Source organism: Nonomuraea montanisoli (assembly GCF_013363975.1).
GTDB lineage: Bacteria > Actinomycetota > Actinomycetes > Streptosporangiales > Streptosporangiaceae > Nonomuraea > Nonomuraea montanisoli.
Genome location: NZ_JABWGN010000002.1, coordinates 386,570 through 404,919, shown reverse-complemented (window position 1 = coordinate 404,919; position 18,350 = coordinate 386,570). Strand labels below are relative to the sequence as shown.

At 70.1% G+C, this 18,350-nt stretch carries 18 protein-coding genes, 1 other RNA gene and 1 pseudogene; 7 read left to right on the top strand and 13 right to left on the bottom strand.

The features are described from left to right. Nucleotides 1-147: 147 nt before the first annotated feature. The 6 genes from HTZ77_RS05360 to HTZ77_RS05335 form a co-directional block, all read right to left on the bottom strand. On the bottom strand, nucleotides 148-1,056 hold the full coding sequence (locus HTZ77_RS05360) for a phosphotransferase (protein WP_175588290.1): 909 nt from the start codon (nucleotides 1,054-1,056) through the stop codon (nucleotides 148-150). 2 nt (nucleotides 1,057-1,058) lie between these two features. Then, on the bottom strand, nucleotides 1,059-1,526 hold the full coding sequence (locus tag HTZ77_RS05355) for a glycine-rich domain-containing protein (protein ID WP_175588289.1): 468 nt from the start codon (nucleotides 1,524-1,526) through the stop codon (nucleotides 1,059-1,061). Nucleotides 1,527-1,670: 144 nt separating this feature from the next. Further along, nucleotides 1,671-1,892, bottom strand: coding sequence for a hypothetical protein (locus HTZ77_RS05350; RefSeq protein ID WP_175588288.1), 222 nt, complete (start codon nucleotides 1,890-1,892; stop codon nucleotides 1,671-1,673). A gap of 69 nt (nucleotides 1,893-1,961) precedes the next feature. Next, nucleotides 1,962-3,242 (bottom strand): methyltransferase, FxLD system, encoded by a 1,281-nt coding sequence (gene fxlM / locus HTZ77_RS05345; RefSeq protein ID WP_328808425.1) that lies wholly within the window; start codon nucleotides 3,240-3,242, stop codon nucleotides 1,962-1,964. A 204-nt stretch (nucleotides 3,243-3,446) separates the two neighbouring features. After that, nucleotides 3,447-3,869 carry a hypothetical protein gene (locus HTZ77_RS05340; RefSeq protein ID WP_175588286.1) on the bottom strand — a complete coding sequence of 141 codons (423 nt, stop codon included), beginning with the start codon at nucleotides 3,867-3,869 and terminating at the stop codon, nucleotides 3,447-3,449. Next, entirely contained in the window at nucleotides 3,856-4,242 is a 387-nt protein-coding gene (locus tag HTZ77_RS05335) for a hypothetical protein (RefSeq protein ID WP_175588285.1), read from the bottom strand. Before HTZ77_RS05335 ends, HTZ77_RS05340 begins: the two co-directional genes overlap by 14 nt. A gap of 157 nt (nucleotides 4,243-4,399) precedes the next feature. Between HTZ77_RS05335 and HTZ77_RS48025 the strand changes: the two genes are divergently transcribed. The 3 genes from HTZ77_RS48025 to HTZ77_RS05320 all read left to right on the top strand — a co-directional run bounded on the left by HTZ77_RS48025 (nucleotide 4,400) and on the right by HTZ77_RS05320 (nucleotide 7,697). Then, a complete protein-coding gene (locus tag HTZ77_RS48025) occupies nucleotides 4,400-6,184 on the top strand; it encodes a YdcF family protein (RefSeq protein WP_328808424.1) in 1,785 nt (594 codons plus the stop codon). Next, complete coding sequence (locus tag HTZ77_RS05325) at nucleotides 6,126-6,932, top strand: WbqC family protein (RefSeq protein WP_175588284.1); 807 nt, start codon at nucleotides 6,126-6,128, stop codon at nucleotides 6,930-6,932. The genes HTZ77_RS48025 and HTZ77_RS05325 overlap by 59 nt, the downstream gene beginning before the upstream one ends. Nucleotides 6,933-7,559: 627 nt before the next feature. After that, nucleotides 7,560-7,697, top strand: a complete 138-nt coding sequence (locus HTZ77_RS05320; protein WP_175588283.1) for a hypothetical protein — start codon at nucleotides 7,560-7,562, stop codon at nucleotides 7,695-7,697. Nucleotides 7,698-7,857: 160 nt separating this feature from the next. Here HTZ77_RS05320 and HTZ77_RS05315 read toward each other — a convergent pair whose 3' ends face one another. Next, nucleotides 7,858-8,913 carry a tyrosine-type recombinase/integrase gene (locus HTZ77_RS05315; RefSeq protein WP_328808423.1) on the bottom strand — a complete coding sequence of 352 codons (1,056 nt, stop codon included), beginning with the start codon at nucleotides 8,911-8,913 and terminating at the stop codon, nucleotides 7,858-7,860. Between the two features lie 232 nt (nucleotides 8,914-9,145). Between HTZ77_RS05315 and HTZ77_RS05310 the strand changes: the two genes are divergently transcribed. Then, entirely contained in the window at nucleotides 9,146-9,607 is a 462-nt protein-coding gene (locus HTZ77_RS05310; protein ID WP_175588282.1) for a hypothetical protein, read from the top strand. A gap of 56 nt (nucleotides 9,608-9,663) precedes the next feature. Here HTZ77_RS05310 and HTZ77_RS05305 read toward each other — a convergent pair whose 3' ends face one another. From HTZ77_RS05305 to HTZ77_RS05280, 6 genes are all read right to left on the bottom strand, one after another. Beyond that, entirely contained in the window at nucleotides 9,664-10,452 is a 789-nt protein-coding gene (locus HTZ77_RS05305; RefSeq protein WP_175588281.1) for an aminoglycoside phosphotransferase family protein, read from the bottom strand. Nucleotides 10,453-10,581: 129 nt separating this feature from the next. After that, nucleotides 10,582-10,976, bottom strand: an RNA gene (gene rnpB / locus HTZ77_RS05300) — RNase P RNA component class A. A gap of 497 nt (nucleotides 10,977-11,473) precedes the next feature. Beyond that, nucleotides 11,474-12,010, bottom strand: a complete 537-nt coding sequence (locus HTZ77_RS05295) for a DUF1697 domain-containing protein (RefSeq protein WP_175588280.1) — start codon at nucleotides 12,008-12,010, stop codon at nucleotides 11,474-11,476. Between the two features lie 56 nt (nucleotides 12,011-12,066). After that, nucleotides 12,067-13,329, bottom strand: a complete 1,263-nt coding sequence (locus HTZ77_RS05290) for a bifunctional RNase H/acid phosphatase (RefSeq protein WP_175588279.1) — start codon at nucleotides 13,327-13,329, stop codon at nucleotides 12,067-12,069. Continuing rightward, on the bottom strand, nucleotides 13,326-14,066 hold the full coding sequence (locus HTZ77_RS05285) for a zinc ribbon domain-containing protein (RefSeq protein WP_175588278.1): 741 nt from the start codon (nucleotides 14,064-14,066) through the stop codon (nucleotides 13,326-13,328). Before HTZ77_RS05285 ends, HTZ77_RS05290 begins: the two co-directional genes overlap by 4 nt. 2 nt (nucleotides 14,067-14,068) lie before the next feature. Continuing rightward, nucleotides 14,069-14,869, bottom strand: coding sequence for a Nif3-like dinuclear metal center hexameric protein (locus tag HTZ77_RS05280; protein ID WP_175588277.1), 801 nt, complete (start codon nucleotides 14,867-14,869; stop codon nucleotides 14,069-14,071). A 257-nt stretch (nucleotides 14,870-15,126) separates the two neighbouring features. Between HTZ77_RS05280 and HTZ77_RS05275 the strand changes: the two genes are divergently transcribed. The 3 genes and pseudogenes from HTZ77_RS05275 to HTZ77_RS05265 form a co-directional block, all read left to right on the top strand. Beyond that, entirely contained in the window at nucleotides 15,127-16,572 is a 1,446-nt protein-coding gene (locus HTZ77_RS05275) for a flavin-containing monooxygenase (protein ID WP_175588276.1), read from the top strand. 255 nt (nucleotides 16,573-16,827) lie between these two features. Further along, complete coding sequence (locus HTZ77_RS05270; protein WP_175588275.1) at nucleotides 16,828-17,859, top strand: dipeptidase; 1,032 nt, start codon at nucleotides 16,828-16,830, stop codon at nucleotides 17,857-17,859. 238 nt (nucleotides 17,860-18,097) lie between these two features. Beyond that, nucleotides 18,098-18,299: pseudogene (locus HTZ77_RS05265) on the top strand (TetR family transcriptional regulator); the annotation flags it as partial. Nucleotides 18,300-18,350: the final 51 nt, after the last annotated feature.

Genomic DNA, 18,350 nt, shown 5'->3' with positions numbered 1-18,350 from the left:
CTCTCCTTCATGAGGCCAGCCTGCCGGGCAGGCCGGCCGGTGTCCGAGCAACGCGCCGAGGCTGAGACCGCGCCCGGAAGGGTGTGAAGCGCGGCGGTGCCCAGAGCCGCTGACGCCCCACACCCACTCCATCGAGGGCGACGCCCGCTATCGGGCGTCGAGGCAGTACCGCGTCCAGGCGCGGCCCGCCTCAGCCGCCCGCGCTCGGAACCTGCGCGCCTCGGGCGGGCCGAAGGTCGCCTTGTAGACGCGGAACAGCGTCCACATCGCGGCCAGTCCCCGCACCGCGGCGGGCGGCGCCGCCGTCCAGGCGGGCACCTCCGACAGCAGCCACTGGACGTGCTTGGGCTGGTGGCCGGCCTCGACCAGCCGGGGCGCGAGCAGCGCCGCGTCCACCCACGAGGCGGCACGCGCGGCGAACGACCAGTCGAGCACCACGGCGTGGTCGAGCAGGATGAGGATGTTGTCGCTGTGCAGGTCGTAGTGGATCAGGCCGTCGCCCTCCAGCGCGGCGGGATCGAACCCGGCCAGCGCCGTCTCGTACAGGACCTGGTCGGCCGCCGACAGCCGGTAGGCGTGCTTGCCAAGCATGGCCTGGCCCTTGGCGCGTAGCGGCGCCAGGTTGTCGCCGATCAGCGGGGCATCCGGCGCGGGACAGGGCGTGAGCACGCTGGTCAGGCGCCTCAGCAGCGCCAGCACGATGGGCACGTCGGGCGAACCCGGGCTCAGGTCCGCGGGCTTGGCGCCGTCGTTGACGTACTCGTGGACGAAGACGATCCAGCCGTCAGCATGCGCGCTCCAGAGCATGCGCGGGGTCGGCGTGGCCTTGGGCAGGACACGACCGGCCCACTCCTGCCGCTCGTGCAGGCGCGCCGCCGGGTCGTCCTTGGCGATGGCCTTGAGGAAGACGCTGGATCCGTCATCGAGGTACAGCCGCGAGGCGATGCCCGGCATGATGCCGCCCTCGGCGGTCTCGGCCTTGACGACCTGGCCGACCTCGTTCTGCACCTTGTCGCGCACGGCGACCGGGAGGTGCTCCCAGGGGATTCGGCTCACGATCACGCCTTTCTCGGGTCGCTGGCGCAGCCGGCGTAGCACTGGCTGCACTTGCCGTCGGCGAGCCACAAGTCTGCCTCCACGGGCAGGTCGGAAGCGCGCATGGCCTCCACCGTGACGCCGAGCCGCTGCACAGCGTCGGCGCTGTCGTGCCCCAGCTCGCGCTCGTCGTCGGGCACGTGGTGGAGGAAGCGGCCCGCGACCTGCTCACAGAAGGCGGCGTACTCGCGGGTGTAGAGCAGGAACGTGTGCCAGCCGATGTCCACCGCCCGAGACGGAGCCAGGGACAGACTGGGGTTGAACGCGCACGCGGCCAGGAACGCGAGCGCCTGGCTCATGATGCGCTCCGCCTGCTCGGGCGGCAGGTCGTGCTCGCCGACGATGCGGGCGACGAGCCTGCCGTACAGGTCAGGCGGGATGAGCGTCTTCGGGTCGATGACATCGGCCTGCGGCCGGGTCGTCTGGGACATGTCCACTCCCATCGTGGTCGTCACGGGTTGTGGTGCTGGTCGACGGCGAAACCTCCTCTCTGAGTCGTTTCGGCGTGGGTGATTCAGCGAGAAGACCGCCTCCGCCTTCTTGCCGATGGCGGGTCCGAGGACAGTCAGGTGCCCTCATGCGGTGTCGGCCCGTGCCAGCGGCGTCGGTGTCGCTGCACGGCCCACCGCCCGCCAGGAGATCGCGACTACGCCGTGCGTCTTCTCCAGCACGGCGGTGCCGTCCGCCAGCTCTGCGCGGCTGCCTTGCGCCGCCATTGCGGCCGCGCCCTCCTGGCCGCGCGGCCCGTAGGCGCGTGCCGCGAACTCGACACCGGCGCCGCCGAGCGCCCGGCGCACCGCGAGGTAGCGAAGCCGCCGCGCACCACTGGGACCCGGAACGAGTTCGCCCGCTCCTGAACTACTAGCTCAGTGCCCTCGTCTGGGGCCAGCTTGCATTCGCTGGCCACGGGGTCCGGCATCCGGCCAGGAGATCGCGACCTGAGTGTGCTGCTTGGTGATGACCACACTCTTAGGCGGCACCTCGACATGGTGGTCGATCCGCCAGACCGAGAACCGCGGGCCGGGTCCGCCGCGGTAGTCACGGTCCCAGACCTGAACCTGCTCCACGATGGACCGGGCGACCTCGTCGCCGTGGGGGCCGTAGCCGTGCGCGCCGAACTCCACGACGCCCTCTCCGGCTGCCGGCCGGATGGACAGGTAGGCGAACGAGTCATCCTCGACCACCGCGTAGGGGAACCACCGGCCTCCCTCCGCGGACTCGATGCCGGGGTCCTCGCCTTCGGGGGTGTTCACGGTCATGTTGCAGAAGCCCGGCAGCGCTGTCGCCATCCACAGGGGCAGATCGGGGAAGGGCTCGCCGGAGGCCACCGTCACCCCGGACCAGGCCGCGGCGGGCGGGCCGGTGAGCACGCCGTCCAGCCTGTCTGGGTGGGCGAGGTTGGCGTCATCGAATCGCAACCCGATCCTCTCGCCGTTCGCGAGCCAGAGGTCTTCGTCGTGAGCGCCGGCGCCCTGCATCTTGACGAATCCACAGACCCCCTGCGACAAGCCGACCAGGTGGTCGTTCGTGCGTTCGAGGGCTAGGGAGCGGGTGATGCCCTTCATCCTCAGCGGTACGACGATCCTGCCGCGCTCGGCGAGTTGCTCGCGCCAGGACGGCGGGATGTCCCACGCGCCCACGGTGACCATGACCCGGTCATACGGGGCGTCGTCCTCCCAGCCGTGTTCGGCGTCGGCCGTGACTACCCGCACCTGCGGATAACCGGCGGCGTCCAGGCATCGGCGAGCCCGGCTGGTCACGTCGGGATCGATGTCCATGGTCGTGACCTGGCCGGTCGGACCCACGATCTCCGCGATGAGGGCGGCGTTGTAGCCGCCTGAGCCGACTTCCAGCACGCGCATCCCCGGGCCGATGTCGGCCTGTACGAGCTGCATGGCCTGGATCTCGGGGGCGGACATCGTGGAGATCAACGCGCCCTGCTCGCTGCGCTTGACCTCGACGATGTCCCGCGCGTACGCCTTCTCCAGCGGCACCTCGGGAGCGAAAAGGTGGCGAGGGACCGCACGGAGCGCCGCCTCGACCGGCGCGGGCAGCGGGAAGCCCCACCGCTCGCATTCGGCCGCTACTGCGGTGGTCATGGCGTCACGCAACGCGGCAGCGTCCTGTACGTCGGAGTAGGTGGTCACGGGTAGGTCCCCTCTTCGGTCGTGGTGGGCAACGGGTCGATGGTGGCTGTTGGTTGGCTGCTGCGCGGGTTAGCCGCGCCGTCCCCCGTGGAGTGAGCAGTAACGGGAGGGCGGTCCGCGCTGTCCTCGACAGGCGGCGTGCGCTGCCCCCGCCTGAGGGTGTCGAGGGTGAACATGGCGGCGCACACGATGCCGGCGTCCATGTCAGACCCTCCGCGCACGGGACCCGGGCGACAGACGCCCGAGCACCTCTTGGACGAAGTCAGGAGGGGCGTAGACGACCGTGGGCGGGTGCGCAGGGATGGCCTCGGCCATGGCGAACAGCAGTGCCTGGTCGACGTCGAGCACGGCCCGCCACAGCTCACGGAGAGTCGCGCCCTCGGCCGGGGTGGTGACGTCCATGTCGTACGCCGGGAACGCCCGGAACTTGCGGCCCCAGGGCTCCCACATCACCTGCCAGCGACCGGCCCACGACTCCTGCAACTGCGCGGCCAGGAGCCGGGCTGTCTCGTCGCTCATGGCCTCGGTGGCCCTGTCGAACGTCATGCCGCGTGCACGACGCTGAAAGTCGGCCACCTGCCTCCTCGCTGCCGCCTCAGCGGCGGCCTCGGCCTCACTGACCGGCATGGGTTCCTCCTCGGGAACAGGGACGATGGAGTAGCGCAGGCCGGGCGATGAGCAGCCGCGCCCCGATCGCGTCGAGCTGTTCCCGCCGGCGGGCGGCGACGTGCTTCCCGCCCAGGTGGTGCGTGGTGGGCAGGACCACCCCGTACACGTTGGACAGGAGGAGGACATCCAGCAACCCGGCGAACGCCGGAGCGTCTGCCGACTCAGCCCCGCGATCGGTGAAGATGCCGCAGAGCTGCAATTCGTGCTGCTCGCAGTACTGGGCGAGGGCCGCCGTCAGTGCTGCTTGGCGCTCCGGTGTCGAGCGGTGCAGCCGCAGGTACCCGTAGACGATCGGGCCGTCCACATCGTGTTGTTCCGTGAGGGTCCACAAGGTAGCCGTCCTTACCATGGCCGGGGCTGATGGCCGGCTCTTCGAGCATGGCCAGCCCGGACCCCGCTGGATACGACCGGCTGTCGCACTTGCGTTGCACTTCCGTGGGCCCTCGGTACCTCTGCGTGCTTCCATGGCCGTGGAAGGGAGTGGCGACGTGACGACAGTGCACGAGTGGACCGGCCTCGAAGCGCATGCACTTCGTCTCGCGTTGCGGATGAGCGTGCGGGTGTTCGCCCAGCACCTCGGCGTGGCGCCCCGCACCGTGGCGAAGTGGGACCACCTCGGCACCGTCACCAGGCCACGCCCGGACACTCAGGCCATCCTGGACACCGCACTCGCTCGCGCGGACTCGGCGGCCCACCTGCGGTTCGAGACCCTCCTCCTCGAACTCGGCCAAGAGGCCGACCAGGGGCTACGAGTCACCCGCGTGGGACCACGGGCCTGGGACTACGAAACCTGGACCGACGACCTCGACCGGACCGTGGTCGCACTCAGCCGCCAGAGCTTCAGCTACGCCGGCGACCTGCTGAACCGCTGGCTCACCCGCTACGACCCACACGCCCTGGACGACAAGGGCCTGTACCTGTTCGCACGATCCACGACGCTGCTCGGCGACCTCCAACGCGACCAAGGCGCAGTCGCCGGCCCCCTGTCCGCCCGCCGCTCCTACCTCAACGCCCGCTCGATCTACAGCCAGCTCGACATCCCCCGCCGCATCGCACAGCTCGACCTATCGCTGGCGGTCGTCGCCGAGATGGCGGGCCAGTTGGACGAGGCCGCCAAGGAGTACGAGGCGCTGGCAGTGGACGACCGGCTCTCGCCACGCGACCGGACGCGAGCCCGGCTGTGGGTCGGAACCGCACTGAGCAAGAACGACAAGAACGACTACGCCGCGCGTCTGATGACGACCGCCATCCGCGAGTTCGAGAGCCTCGGCGAACCCGAGGACTGGTCCGTCGCGCACCAGAAACTCGCCCTGGCCCACCGCGGCGCCGGGAACCTCTCAGAGGCGCTACGCCTGATCGACCTCGCCCGCTCCACCGCCGTGACTGATGCGCCCATGCAGCGGGTCCGGCTGGAGACGGCTTACGGACACATCCTGATCTCGGACCAGGCAACCGTGGATGATGGGCTGATGATCCTCGACCGTGCCGCACGCCAGGCCGCGCAGCACGGGCTCGCGCACCAACTGCGGAGCATCGAGGGCATCCAGCGAACCATCGAGAGGGAGATCCGTCCCCCTCTGCCCAGGCGATCAGGGAGCAGCCGAGTGAGCGTCAAGCAGCAGGTCATCACCGACGAGCAGTGGCAGCACGCCCGCACCATCTGGGACTACCACCAGATGCACCACGACCTGCGCCGATGTGATGTGGCTATCGGTCTGGGCAGCCACGATCTGGGAGTCGCTCGTGCGGCAGCCGAGCTGTACAACGCCGGCTGGTTCCCGCTGCTCGTCTTCTCCGGCGCCACCAGCCCGACCACCGCGGCCCGCTTCCCCCGCGGCGAGGCCGTCCACTACCGCGAGCACGCGCTGGAAGTCGGCGTGCCCGACGAGGCGATCCTGCTGGAGCCGAACGCCACCAACACCGGCCAGAACATCGCACTGTCCCGTCAGGTGCTGGCCGACGCGGGTATCCAGCCCGGCTCGGTGCTCCTGATCTCCAAGCCGTACATGGAGCGCCGGGCGTACGCCACGGCGCGGAAGGTGTGGCCCGAGGTCGAGGTGGTGTGCGCCTCCGAGCCGCTGGAGCTGGACGACTACGTCAGCTCGATCGGCGATCCGAAGTTGGTCATCGACATGCTCGTCGGCGACCTCCAGCGCGTGATCGAGTACCCCAAGCTCGGCTACGCCATCGAGCAACCCGTCCCAGGAGAGGTTCATGACGCCTACCAGGCTCTTCTCCGCGCCGGATTCGACAGCAGACTTCTTACGCCCTGACCCGCCGTACGGCGAGGTGTGTGCCATCCACCAGCCCAACCTCTTCCCTCGGCTCGCGACCCTGGCAAAGCTGTTCGCCGCCGACTACTGGATCGTCCTGGACGACGTGCAGTTCGCCCGCAGGGACTACCAGCACCGCGCGCGCCTCGCCTCGCTCGACGGCTCCGGGCAGACACAGTGGCTCTCGATCGCCACCCACCTGCCGCACGGCCGCTCCACCACCATTCGTGGAGCCCGCTTGGCCGATCCCGCCCGCTGCCGGCGCCGCGTCGCCCAGCTTCTCGCGGACCACTACCGCCACAGCCCCTACTGGCCGGCGTTCAAGCGGCGGCTCGAACCCGTGCTTGACGCGTTCGACAGCACGGACCGGCTGGTGGACGTGACGGAGCTGTCCACGCGCGTGCTGCTGGAGGAGGTGGGGCGGCCGGGGCGGATCCTGCACAGCAGTGATCTGCTCGCACGAGGTGAGCGGTCGCAGCGGCTGGCTGATCTTGCCTGGCTGACCGGCGCTACGACGTACCTGTGCGGGACCGGGGGCATGCGATACCTGGACCCGGGCGTCTTCCGGGTCTACTCAATCGAGGTCCTACCGTTCCGGACACCCATGTCGTCGATCTGGGCCTCCGCCCGCGAGGTGAGCGCCGTTCACGCCCTGATGCTCGTCGGGTCGTGCGCTCTGGGGCGGAATCTGGCAGCTCTGCGCGGGCAGCTTCTGGCGGGCGATCGCAGAGCTAACACCACCTGCTAGACGACTTCTCCCTCACGGCGCTGGCTTCATCCTCGCATCAGGCGGAGGTCAGTTGCTTGTGGCGTGGAAAACCATATCCCCTCGCCCGACGAGGTCTTTCGCCAGACGGGTGGACAAGCCAAGAGATAGATAAGAACGAGGGCACGATTATTGGGAGCAGATACTAAGAGGATGAGTATCGACCCCGATATCTAAACCATAGAGATAATGGCCTTAATACTGCCGCGAGAAGGTTCCGTTCCTACCGGTATTCCCATCACGCATCTGTGCGGGCTTACTCGGCAGCCGGAGCTTGGCCGGTCAGTTAGTCAAGTTAGTCACTGCAGCGTGGGCCGTGTACACGCCCTGTTCGCCGCGCGCGATCATGCGCAAAAACTTTCGCTCGCGTGGACGCCGAATTGTCTCACGGACTCCACAAAGGGCGGCATAATAGTGGGCAACCGAAGGGGCCCCGCTCCCTCTTGCCGGAGGGTGCGGGGCCCTGGCGGTATCAGCCGGGCCTAACCCTGAACGCTGCTACCAGCAGTTTCGACACCTCAGTGTACCGCGTTGAGGGGGACAAAAGCCCAGGTCCGGCCACATGTTGGTATCGACATGCGGGCACAGCCCGCAGGAGGTGGCTTCACTGTGGAGCTCTTTGGCATCGCCCTCAACGTCACCGTGCCGAAGCCGGTCGTCCGGCTCGTCTGGGGCGCCATCGTCGTCGTGGTCGTCGTGGTCGTCCTGGTGCGGCACGGGGCGGCGATGAGCTTCACGATCGGCTGATGCCGCATCGTGACGTGTAGGCCGTGACGAAGGCGGCCGGCCCCAGGGTGTGTGGGGACGGCCGCCTTTGCGTTGTAGATATGTTGTGTCCGGGTCCGAGCGGATGATCCGGTCAGCGACTCTCACTCCCGGTTCAGCCATACGGCGTGGGCAGGACCCTCTAGAGCCCTACACCGCGCATCGGGTTGTCCCGCCACTTGTCGGCCGCCCGGATGTAGCCGTGCACCACGGGGGACTTCTCCGACCAACGACCATGCCGCGCTATGGCCGACACCGAGGCACCGGCCTTGGCCGCGGCCGTCGCCCCTCCGGCCCGCAGCGAGTGCGCAGTGTAGGTGTGGGCGTCCTTGAGTCCGGCCCTCTCCGCCGCACGTCGCACGATCTGGTTGAGCCCGTCCCCCGACATCCGGCCAGCCCCACGCATGGTCGCACCAGGGGTGCCAGAAAGACGCCCGTGCCGGTCGACGGCACGCAGCAGCGGGCCATCGGCAACCCCATGGGCCTCCAGCATGGACAGCCAAGTCCGTACGACGCGCACAGGGCAGGTCTCCCGGTGCGAGCCGTACGGAAGGGGCACCATCTCACCCACCGCGTCCTGATCCGTCTTGGATCGGCGGATCGCCACCTCCAGGCCGTCTTCGGTGACCGTTAAGTCAGCGATGTCGAGCGCCGCCAGCTCGGACCGGCGGCCCATGAGAGCGAAACCCAGCACCAAGACCACGCGGTCGCGCAGGCCGACGAGGGTGGCCGGGTCGGTGGCGTCCACCAGGGCACGCAGCACGGCCAGCTCGGCTGGGGGCGCCTTGCGGGTGCGGTGCCCGGCGGAGCTGCGCTCCTTGCGGTAGTCGCGGAGGGCCAGTCTGGCGAACTCCGCATTGAGAGGGACGCCGGCCTTCTTGTGCCGAGACTGGATGCACGCCAGGGCGCGCTCGATCGTCGAGGGCGCCCGAAGGGTTCCCTTGCGAATGGGGGTCGCGGCCAGGTGGGTGACGTACTCGGCGACCGTCTCCGGGGTAGCGGGGAGCGCGCTGCGATTCTCCGCCGCACACCAGGCGGCGAAGCTCTCCCAGTCACGCTGGTAGGCCCGGCTGGTGTTGGCGGCGAACCCGCCGGCTACCCGCGCCCGCGCCGCCTCGGTCAGCTCATGGTCGGCCGTCTCCATGGAGACGGGAAGCGAGGCGGTCAGGTCGTCCTCTGCCCGCACCAGCTCGGTCACCGGCGTTCTCCCGTCTTCAGTTGATCAAGATTCTGGGTCGCGATAAGGCATGTAATCGCGACCCAGAGCGGCCTACTAGATCCTTCCGGGGCCGACGGCGTGCCACGCATTGAGTACTGGCAGCCGGGAGTCGGAGGCATCCCTCGCTCTCAGCGTCGCGACTGGCAAGCGAACTAGACGAGGTTTGGCAATCCGGCTAGACAAGCGACGGATTGGGATCTATGAACCAACCATGCATCCACACCTTGAAGCGATCTTCGATCAGCCCGACCTCATCCCGCCCGGCGATTGGCCTCACGACGAGGCCACCATCATCAGCGCAACCGCCACCCGTACCGGCAAGCAGTGGACCGCCGTCGCCAAGCTCCCAGACGGGCGCCCAGTAAAGGCCCAAGGCGCCACCTGGGTCGAAGTCAAGAAGAATGTCGCTCAGCTCGTCTTCGACTGCCTCCGGGTAGAACCCGGCACACTCGGTGTCCACCTTGCACCCGCCGACTCGGAGGCCGCGGCTGCCCTGAATGCTGTGGTGAGCGCACGCATCGCGCGGGCCAACGCCGAGCAGGCCGAGCGTGACGCCGTCCGCCACGCTGCCCACCTACTCATCAGCCAGGGGTGGACCACCCGCGACGCAGGTAGTGCGCTGCGCCTGTCTCACCAGCGCATATCTCAGATCACCTCTTCGGCCACCGAGTAGGCCGCGACCCGGTCGAGCTCATTGAACTTCATGACACGCTCGACCTGGCCCGGAGGTCATCCTCCTCCAAGGCCGAGCTGGCGGTCGAAAACAGCCCGTTGCTCGTTGAGGTAGGCAGCATCCGCGAGGTACTGAAGGTGGTGCCCGTCGGCCAGGTGGCCTGCGAAGGCCGCGTTGCCGGCGGCGGCTTGGGCATGCATGAAGTCCACCAGAGCGCGCAGGCGGGCGATGATGGTGTCGACCAGGCTGGCAAGGTCGGCGGCGTCGAGTCCGTAGCGATCACAGAACAGGCGCGCGCGGCGGGCTTGTTCTTCTGCCGTGCCGAAGCCGGCGGCGTTGGCGGGTGCGGTGGTGGGGGCCCAGCGGTAGACGGCGTAGGCGACGTCCCAAAGTCGGGGGCCGGGATGAGCGGTGTCGAAGTCGATGATCCCGACCACCCTGTCACCGTCGAGGACGCAGTTGTGCGGAGCGTAGTCACCGTGGCAGATCACCTCGACGGGCACGCGAGCGGGCAGCATCCAGCCGCCCACCACGTCGCGGGCATACTCCACGGTGCTGTCATGGTAGGAGCGCAGCAACTCGGCGGCGCTCTCCAGCGCTTCCAAAGAGGCGGCCGCAGGGGTGGCCGGGTAGTTACTCACCTCACCCGGCAGGAAGTCCAGGATCTCGAAGCCGTCGTCGGTCACTCCATGGACCGCAGGCGACGCGGTGAAGCCCCGCGCTCGCAGGTATCGCAGGAGTCCGTGGACTACGGGTGACCACGGCCCGGTCGGACGTTGCACGGTCGCGCCGATCCTCACCACCTCGTTGACGCCGCCGCCAGCCAGAATCTCCCGATCAGGCATCTGTCACCCTCCCCTGATGATTTCGCTCCTCGCGTGTACGGACGAGTCGGGGACGCGCTTCCACGACCTCCGCCACTACTAGGCCTCGACCTTGATCGCGGCGAACGTCAACCCGTCGAAGGGGTGGAAGTGACGAGCCGGCCTGTAGGCCGGGTTCTGTCCTTCGTTGCCGAAGGGGCGACCATCCATCTAGGGCCGCCGTTGCCGGCGGCCTCAAGCGGTCTACCCGCGCGGCTCGGGCGGGCAGCCCTCGAACGTCGCGCGCGGGACGCTCCGGAGAGCGTCCCTTCTTGACCTTGCTCCGGGTGGGGTTTACCGAGCCGCCCACGTCACCGTGGGCGCTGGTGGTCTCTTACACCACCCTTTCACCCTTACCTCCCGCGGACGGGAGGCGGTCTGCTCTCTGTGGCACTGTCCCGCGGGTCGCCCCGGGTCGGTGTTACCGACCACCCTGCCCTGTGGAGCCCGGACCTTCCTCGGCGAGCCCCGCGAAGGGGGCTCGACGCGGTCGCCCGGCCGGCTCGTCTGCCTGTGACCCTACCAAAGCGCCGGGCATCCCACGGCGTCGCACGAGGGCTTCGAGACGGTCACGCCCCCCGGAAGCCCGGACGGTCAAGGCGCTGCGGCCCCACGCCGCCAAAGGACTGCTCGTGGACGCCGCCTCACTGGCGAGCTTCATCACCGAGTCCTCGGCCACGCTGTCCATCCACCTCTCGGCGGCCGCGTCCGGACCACAGTTCGCGGGCCGGACGGATCGGGGTGCGGCTGGAGCCGGCGCATCGCGAGGCGTACATCGTGGTCTCCAAGGAACGTTGCGGCCATCCCGCGATCCTGCCCGTGTACGACGCGCTGCGAGGCCGGCTCGACGACCACGACGTGCCGCAGTGCCAACTGGAACACGGCCGGCCCGGCGGACCACGTCGCCGACGTCGCCTTCCCGTTCGTTCCACCGGTTCGGGCCGAGGACACGTGCCGGACGTCCTCCGGGAAGCAGCAGGGAGGCCGGTCGTGATCGGGACGGTCAGGCGGTCGGGGCCGTCTCGGCGATGGCGAGGAGCCGGGTGACGGTGTTCCAGTTGCGCATCGTGGCGGCGCCGTCGTCCGCCTTCGCGGCTGCGGCGAGCAGCCTGGAATTCCGCATGCCGTCCGGCAGCCAGAAATAGGAGACGTGCTCGTCGAAGTGGAAGCGTTCCGGCTCGAAGTCGGCGCGGGCGAAGGCCGGCGGCGGCGCCGGGGCGGCGCGGAAGGACACGAGGTAACGCGTGCCGTCGATCGCCACGTCGCCGAACGGGTCGGACTCGACGACAGCACGGAGTTCGCCGGCCGTCCGCAGCACGCAGGCGATCGGGAAGCCGGCGCTCTCCGCCAGCCGGGCCTCGATCAGCGGGCCCAGGGTGGAGGGCGGTTCGTCGCTGTCGAAGACGACGTTGCCGCTCTGCAGGAAGGTCCTGACCCCGGTACAGCCCAATTCGCCCAGCCAGCCTCGCAGGTCGGCCATCGACACCCGCCGCCGCGATCCGAGGTTGATCCCGCGCAGCAACGCAACATAGGTCGGCACGGCTCCATCTTGCCCTGCCGGTCCCGGGGTCGGTCAGGCGGCCGTGACGGTGCCGGTCAGCGTACTGATCGAAGGTGCGCGGTGTCGTTGAACGATTTCACCACGCACCCGCCGTCGGTGTAGTGCTCGACCAGCGACAGGCAGGCGACGTCGAGATGCATCCGGTACAGGGCCGCCGGCGGGGCCATCAGGGCGAGCCGCAGCACAGTCTTGATGGGCGTCACGTGCGAGACGACCAGCACCGTACGGCCCTCGTAGCGTTCGAGCAGCCGGTCGCGGGCGCGCTGGACGCGCTCGGCCACCTCGGCGAAGCTCTCGCCGCCCGGCGGCGCCGCGTCGGAGTCGGCCAGCCACCGGGCCAGCTCCTCCGGCCACCGGCGCTGGACCTCGGTGAACGTGTGCCCCTCCCACGCGCCGAAGTCGGTCTCCCTGAGGTCGTCGTCCACCTCGACCGGCAGGCCGGTCTTCTCGGCGACCGCCTGCGCGGTGCGGCGGGCGCGCGCGAGCGGGGAGCACACGATGGCGTCCAGCCGGTACGGCGGGCGGGACAGCCGCTCGGCGGCGGCCTCGGCCTGGGCCAGGCCGTGGGGGGTCAGCTCGGGGTCGCCGAGCCCGGAGAAGCGGCGTTCGACCGACAGCGGGGTCTCGCCGTGGCGCAGGAGCAGCAGGGACGTGGCGACCCGGGTGGGCGGCGCCCATCCGGTGCCCACCCCCTCGGGCCGGCCGCCCTGGCGTTGCTGCTCGGCGGCGACGGACGCCGTGGGGGCCGCGAGGTCGAGGAGGTCCGTCTGGTCCCCGGAACGACCGGCGGGCCGCGCCGCGCCACCACCGGACGCGACATCGACAGTGCCGTCCAAGGCGTCTGAGGCGTCGGCCGGGGAGGTGGAGCGGGTCCAGCTGAGGCCCTTGGCGGCGGCGTCCATGGCCTCGTTGGCCAGGCGGTCGGCGTGGGTGTTGCGGGCGCGCGGGATCCACGTCCACTCCGTCACGCGCAGCCGCCGCGCCAGCCCGGCCGCCTCGACGGCGAGCGGGCGCAGCCCCTCGTTCTTGATCTTCCACCGGCCGGCCATCTGCTCGACGACCAGCTTGGAGTCCATGCGCACCGCCACGGACGCCCCCTCGCCGCCCACGTCGAGGACGGCGCGCAGGCCGGCGATCAGCCCGCGGTACTCGGCGACGTTGTTGGTCGTGACGCCGATGGCCTCGGCGGCCTCCGCCAGCACCTGGCCGTCGGAGGCGTCGCGGACCACGGCGCCGTAACCGGCCGGTCCCGGGTTGCCGCGCGAGCCGCCGTCGGCCTCGATGACGTACGACGTCACAGGCCCGACTCTGCGGTGCGGACGAGGATGCGGCGGCACTCGTCGCAGCGCACCACGTCGTCGTGGGGGGCGGCCTTGATGCGGTTCATCTCGGCGATGGACAACGCGACCTTGCAGCCCTGGCAGCGGCCGCCGCGCAGCATGGCGGCGCCGACGCCGTACTGCTCCCGGAGCTTCTCGTAGAGCCCGAGCAGGTCGGCCGGGATGTCGCCGGCCACGGCGGAGCGGCGGCCCTGGGTCTCGCCCGCCTCCTTGTCGATCTCGACGAGGGCGGCGTCGCGGCGGTCCTCGGCGGCGCTGCGGGAGGCGGCCACCTCGTCGAGCTTGCCGCGCAGGTCGGCGACCTTGCTGTCGGCGGCCTCGCGCCGTTCCATGATCTCCAGCACCACCTCTTCGAGGTCGCCCTGCCGCCGGTGCAGCGAGGCGATCTCGGACTGGAGGCTCGCGAGGTCCTTCGGCGAGGTCACGGCGCCGGAGTCGAGCCGCTTCTGGTCCCGCTCGGCGCGGGCGCGCACGGTGTCGACGTCACCCTCGGCCTTGGCCTGCTCACGGGCGAGGTCGCCGGCCTCGGTCTCGGCCTCGATCACCTCGGTGGCGAGCTTGGCGTAGCGCTTGGACTGCTCGTCGATCTCGGCCAGCTCGGGCAGCGTGCGGCGACGATGGGCGAGCCGGTCGGCGACGGAGTCGAGCTCGGCCAGGTCGAGGAGTCGCTTCTGGGCGTCAGGGGCTGCTTTCATGATCAATATCCTCTTGTCCAAGCATCGGTGACCGTGGCGGAGACGCGCGTCTCAACGTTAACGCCACCGCCGCGCAGGATGGACGCGGCGCCGCCCAGCCATGGCCACTCGGTGGCCCAGTGGGCGGCGTCGATGAGCGCGGGCCCGCCCGCCTCGGCGAACTCGCTGGCCGGGTGGTGCCGCAGATCGGCGGTGAGGAACGCGTCGACGCCCGCCGCGCGGGCCGTCTCCAGCAGCGAGTCGCCCGCTCCCCCGCTGACCGCCACGCGGGCGACGCGGCGCGACGGGTCGCCCGCCACACGAATGCCCCACGAGGTCTTCGGCAGCCCCTCGGCCACCGCGACCGCGAACTCCTCCAGCGTCACCGGCTCCGGCAGCTCCCCGATGCGCCCCAGGCCGCGCCACGGGTCGTCCGGGAACGGCCGGAGCGGCACCAGGTCGCCCACCAGCCCGACGGCGCGGGCCAGCGCGTCGGAGACGCCGGGATTGGCGACGTCGGCGTTGGTGTGGGCGGTGTAGAGGGCGATGTCGTGCTTGATCAGGGTGTGGACGATGCGGCCCTTGGGCGTGTCCGCGGCGACCGTGGTGGTGCCGCGCAGGTAGAGCGGGTGGTGGACGACGATCAGGTCGGCTCCCCACTCGACGGCCTCGTCGATGACGGCCCTGACCGGGTCGACCGCGAACAGCACCCGTCCCACCGGCTGGGCGGGGTCTCCGCAGACCAGGCCCACCGCGTCCCACGACTCGGCCCGGGCGGGCGGGTAGGCCGCCTCGAGCACCCCGATCACCTCTGCCAGCGTCACTGCAGCCACCTCGGCAGACTATCGGGAACGGAGGGCGTCCCGTCCCTTGCCGCGGCACCCCCTCGCGGGGCGCCGCGCGACCGCTGCGCGGCGCGCCGGTCATGTGAGGGAGCGCGCGGCCCTCACATGCGAACAGCACATGCCTGAGCCGTCGTACGGCACATGTCCGAGCCGTCGTACGGCGCATGTCCGGGCTGTCGTACGGCGCGGGCCCGGCGTACCGTAAGTGCGTCCTGACATCCGTCGAGGAGGCATGGATGGCACCCAGGGTCGCGATCATCGGGGCGGGGTTCGGCGGGCTGTGCATGGCCATCCGGCTGGAACGGGCCGGCATCACGACGTACACCGTGTTCGAGAAGGCGGGCGACCTCGGCGGGACCTGGCGCGACAACACCTATCCGGGCGCGGGGTGCGACATCCCTTCGCACCTGTACTCGTACTCGTTCGAGAACTACGGAAGCTGGACGCGCCGCTACCCCGGACAACCCGAAATCCTTGCCTATCTGCAGCATTGCGCCGATAAATACGGCATCAGGCGGAAAATCAGGTTCAACACTGAAGTCGTGAGCGCCGCCTTCGACGGCAACCGCTGGCAGGTGACCGGCGCGACCGGTTCCGCCGGTCCCTCGACCGAGGCGTTCGACGTGGTGGTGGCTGCGGTGGGCCAGCTCAACCGGCCCCACCTCCCCGACATCCCGGGCATGCAGGACTTCGCGGGCACGTCATTCCACTCCGCCCGCTGGGACCACGGCCACGACCTCTCCGGCAGGCGGGTGGCCATGATCGGCAACGGCTCGTCCGCCGCCCAGCTCATCCCCCACGTCGCCCGGGCCGCCGCGCGTCTGGAGGTCTTCCAGCGCACCCCGAACTGGGTGATCCCCAAGCCCGACGCCGCGTTCGGCCCCCGTGCGAGGCTCGCGTTCCGGTACATACCTGGCGTGCAGCGCGTCTACCGCGAGTGGATCTACCGGTACGCCGAGGCGGCCCTGTACCCGGCGCTCGCGCAGGGCTGGAGCACCGACCTGTTGCGCAGGCGTGCCCTCGGACACCTGCACCGCCAGGTGCCGGACCCCGGTCTGCGCGCGAAGCTCACCCCCGACTACCCGCCGGGTTGCAAGCGCGTCGTCATCGACAGCGCCTTCTATCCCGCCCTGACCAGGCCGAACGTGGACGTCGTGACCGAGAAGATCGTCCGGATCACGCCGGAGGGCGTCGAGACGACCGAAGCTCTCCACCCGGCCGACACGATCATCTACGCCACCGGTTTCCGGAGCACCGAGTTCCTCGCGCCGATGAGCGTCACCGGCCGCGACGGGCTGGACCTCGCGGAGCGGTGGAGGGCCGGCGCGGAAGCGTACCTGGGGATCTCGGTGCCCGGCTTCCCGAACCTGTTCCTGCTGTACGGCCCCAACACCAACCTGGGCCACAACTCGATCGTCTTCATGCTGGAATGCCAGGTGAACCACGTCATGGCCTGCCTGCCGCACCTGTCCGCGCACGGGCCCATGGAGGTGCGGCCGGAGGCGATGGCCGCGTGGACGCGGCGGCTCGGCGCCGCGATGGAGCGGATGGTGTGGCAGGACGGGTGCCGGAGCTGGTACAAGACGGCCGACGGCCGGGTCACCAACAACTGGCCCGGGACGACCACCCTCTACCGCAGGCTGACGTCCCGCCCACCGCGGGCCGCGTACCGTCACGTGTGAGCGGCGTCCGCCGCGTACCCTCACGCGCGAGCCCCGGCGGACGTCTTCCGCTCGCGCACGACTCGGCGTCGCAGACGCCAAGCCCCGCCTCCGCCTCCGCCTCCGATGTTTTCGCTGATCGTCCGGCTGTGGCCCGCCGACCATCCATTGATCGCCCGACCGGTTGTCCACAGCCCCTCGCACCTCGCGGTGCCTTGTCCACAGCCCACGCCCGAGCATGGCCTCCGCCAAGCCTCTGGCGGTAGCGTCCCGGACATGAGCAGCGCATCCCTCCACCAGCGTTCCGTCGTCGCCGACGCCCACAACGACCTCCTCATGGCCGTCTCCGCCCGGCCGCCCGAGCGATGGGCCGCCTTCTTCCGCGAGCAGTGGCTGCCGCAGCTCCAGGAGGGCGGGGTCGGGCTCCAGGTGCTGCCGGTCTTCATAGACGACCAGTACCGGCCCGAAGGGGCGCTGCGGCAGACGTTGCGCATGATCGAGTGCGCGCACGTGATCGCCGAGGGCAACGCCGACCGGGTGGCGCTCTGCCTCACCTCACGAGACATCGACGAGACGCTGGAGTCGGGCCGGATCGCCCTCGTCCTGGCGCTGGAGAGCATGCCGGGGCTGGACGCGAGCGTGGAGCTGATCCCGACCGCGTACCGGCTGGGCGTGCGGATCGCCTCCATCGCCCACTTCGGCCGCACGCCGCTCGCCGACGGCAGCGGCGAGGACGCGACCGGCAGCGGGTTGACCTCGCACGGCGTCGCCGCGCTGAAGGAGATGGAACGGCTCGGCATGGTGTTCGACGTGTCGCACCTGGGCGCGTCCGGGGTCGCGCACGTGCTGGAGCTGGCCACCAGGCCGGTCATGGCGACGCACTCGTCGGCCCGCGCGCTGCGCGACCATCACCGCAACCTCACCGATGACCAGCTCCGGGGCGTGGCGGCCACCGGCGGCGTCATCTGCGTGAACTTCTTCGCCCCCTTCCTCACCGAGGACGCCCGGTCCGCGACGCTCGACCACGTGCTCGACCACATCGAACACGTGGTGAACGTGGCGGGCGTCGACCATGTGGGGCTCGGGCCCGACTTCATCCGCGAGGTCATGGTCGACCTGACCCCGCCGTGCTGCGAGGACCTCGAGCCGAGAGATGTGGACCCGATGGCGGCCGTCCCCGGCCTTGAGGGGCCGAGCGGGCTCCCGATGGTGACCGAGGGCCTGCTCGGACGCGGTCTGCCGGAGAAGGACGTCGCCAAGATCATCGGCGGCAACCTGCACCGATTCCTCGGCGAGCTCCTCGCCTGATCGCGGACAGGCGGCGGGGCTTTCGAGGACCGAGGCCGGCCTGAGCTGAGGACGAGGCGCGGGCCGGCCCGTGGACCAGGCGCGGACCTGTTCAGGAGCTGGATGCCGACCGGCCCATGGACCAAGGACGGGCCTGTCCAGGGGCCGGGTGCGGGCTGGCCCATGGACCAACGACGGGCTTGTCCAGGGGCTGGGTTCGGGCTGATCAGGGGGCAGATACGGGCGATATCGTGAGCGGATGGGGAGGATGACGAGGGCGGAGTCGCAGGAGCGCAACCGGGCGCGCGTCCTGGCAGCGGCGCATGACGAGTTCGCCGAGCGGGGCTTCCGTGACGTCAAGATCGATGACATAGCTGAGCGAGCGGGGCTCACCCGGGGCGCGGTCTACTCGAACTTCCCCGGCAAGCGAGCCTTGTTCTTCTCCGTCCTCGCCGACGCCTACCGGCCGGACAGCCCGATTCCGGGCGAGCGGCCGGACGGCGCCCCGTCCT

Excerpts from the sequence above, each read along its gene's own strand:
- HTZ77_RS05305 (WP_175588281.1), bottom strand. The coding sequence starts at position 10,452 with ATGCCTGATCGGGAGATTCTGGCTGGCGGCGGCGTCAACGAGGTGGTG.
- HTZ77_RS05325 (WP_175588284.1), top strand. The coding sequence starts at position 6,126 with ATGACGCCTACCAGGCTCTTCTCCGCGCCGGATTCGACAGCAGACTTC.
- HTZ77_RS05285 (WP_175588278.1), bottom strand. The coding sequence starts at position 14,066 with ATGAAAGCAGCCCCTGACGCCCAGAAGCGACTCCTCGACCTGGCCGAG.
- HTZ77_RS05355 (WP_175588289.1), bottom strand. The coding sequence starts at position 1,526 with ATGTCCCAGACGACCCGGCCGCAGGCCGATGTCATCGACCCGAAGACG.
- HTZ77_RS05310 (WP_175588282.1), top strand. The coding sequence starts at position 9,146 with ATGCATCCACACCTTGAAGCGATCTTCGATCAGCCCGACCTCATCCCG.
- HTZ77_RS05340 (WP_175588286.1), bottom strand. The coding sequence starts at position 3,869 with ATGCCGGTCAGTGAGGCCGAGGCCGCCGCTGAGGCGGCAGCGAGGAGG.
- HTZ77_RS05275 (WP_175588276.1), top strand. The coding sequence starts at position 15,127 with ATGGCACCCAGGGTCGCGATCATCGGGGCGGGGTTCGGCGGGCTGTGC.
- HTZ77_RS05270 (WP_175588275.1), top strand. The coding sequence starts at position 16,828 with ATGAGCAGCGCATCCCTCCACCAGCGTTCCGTCGTCGCCGACGCCCAC.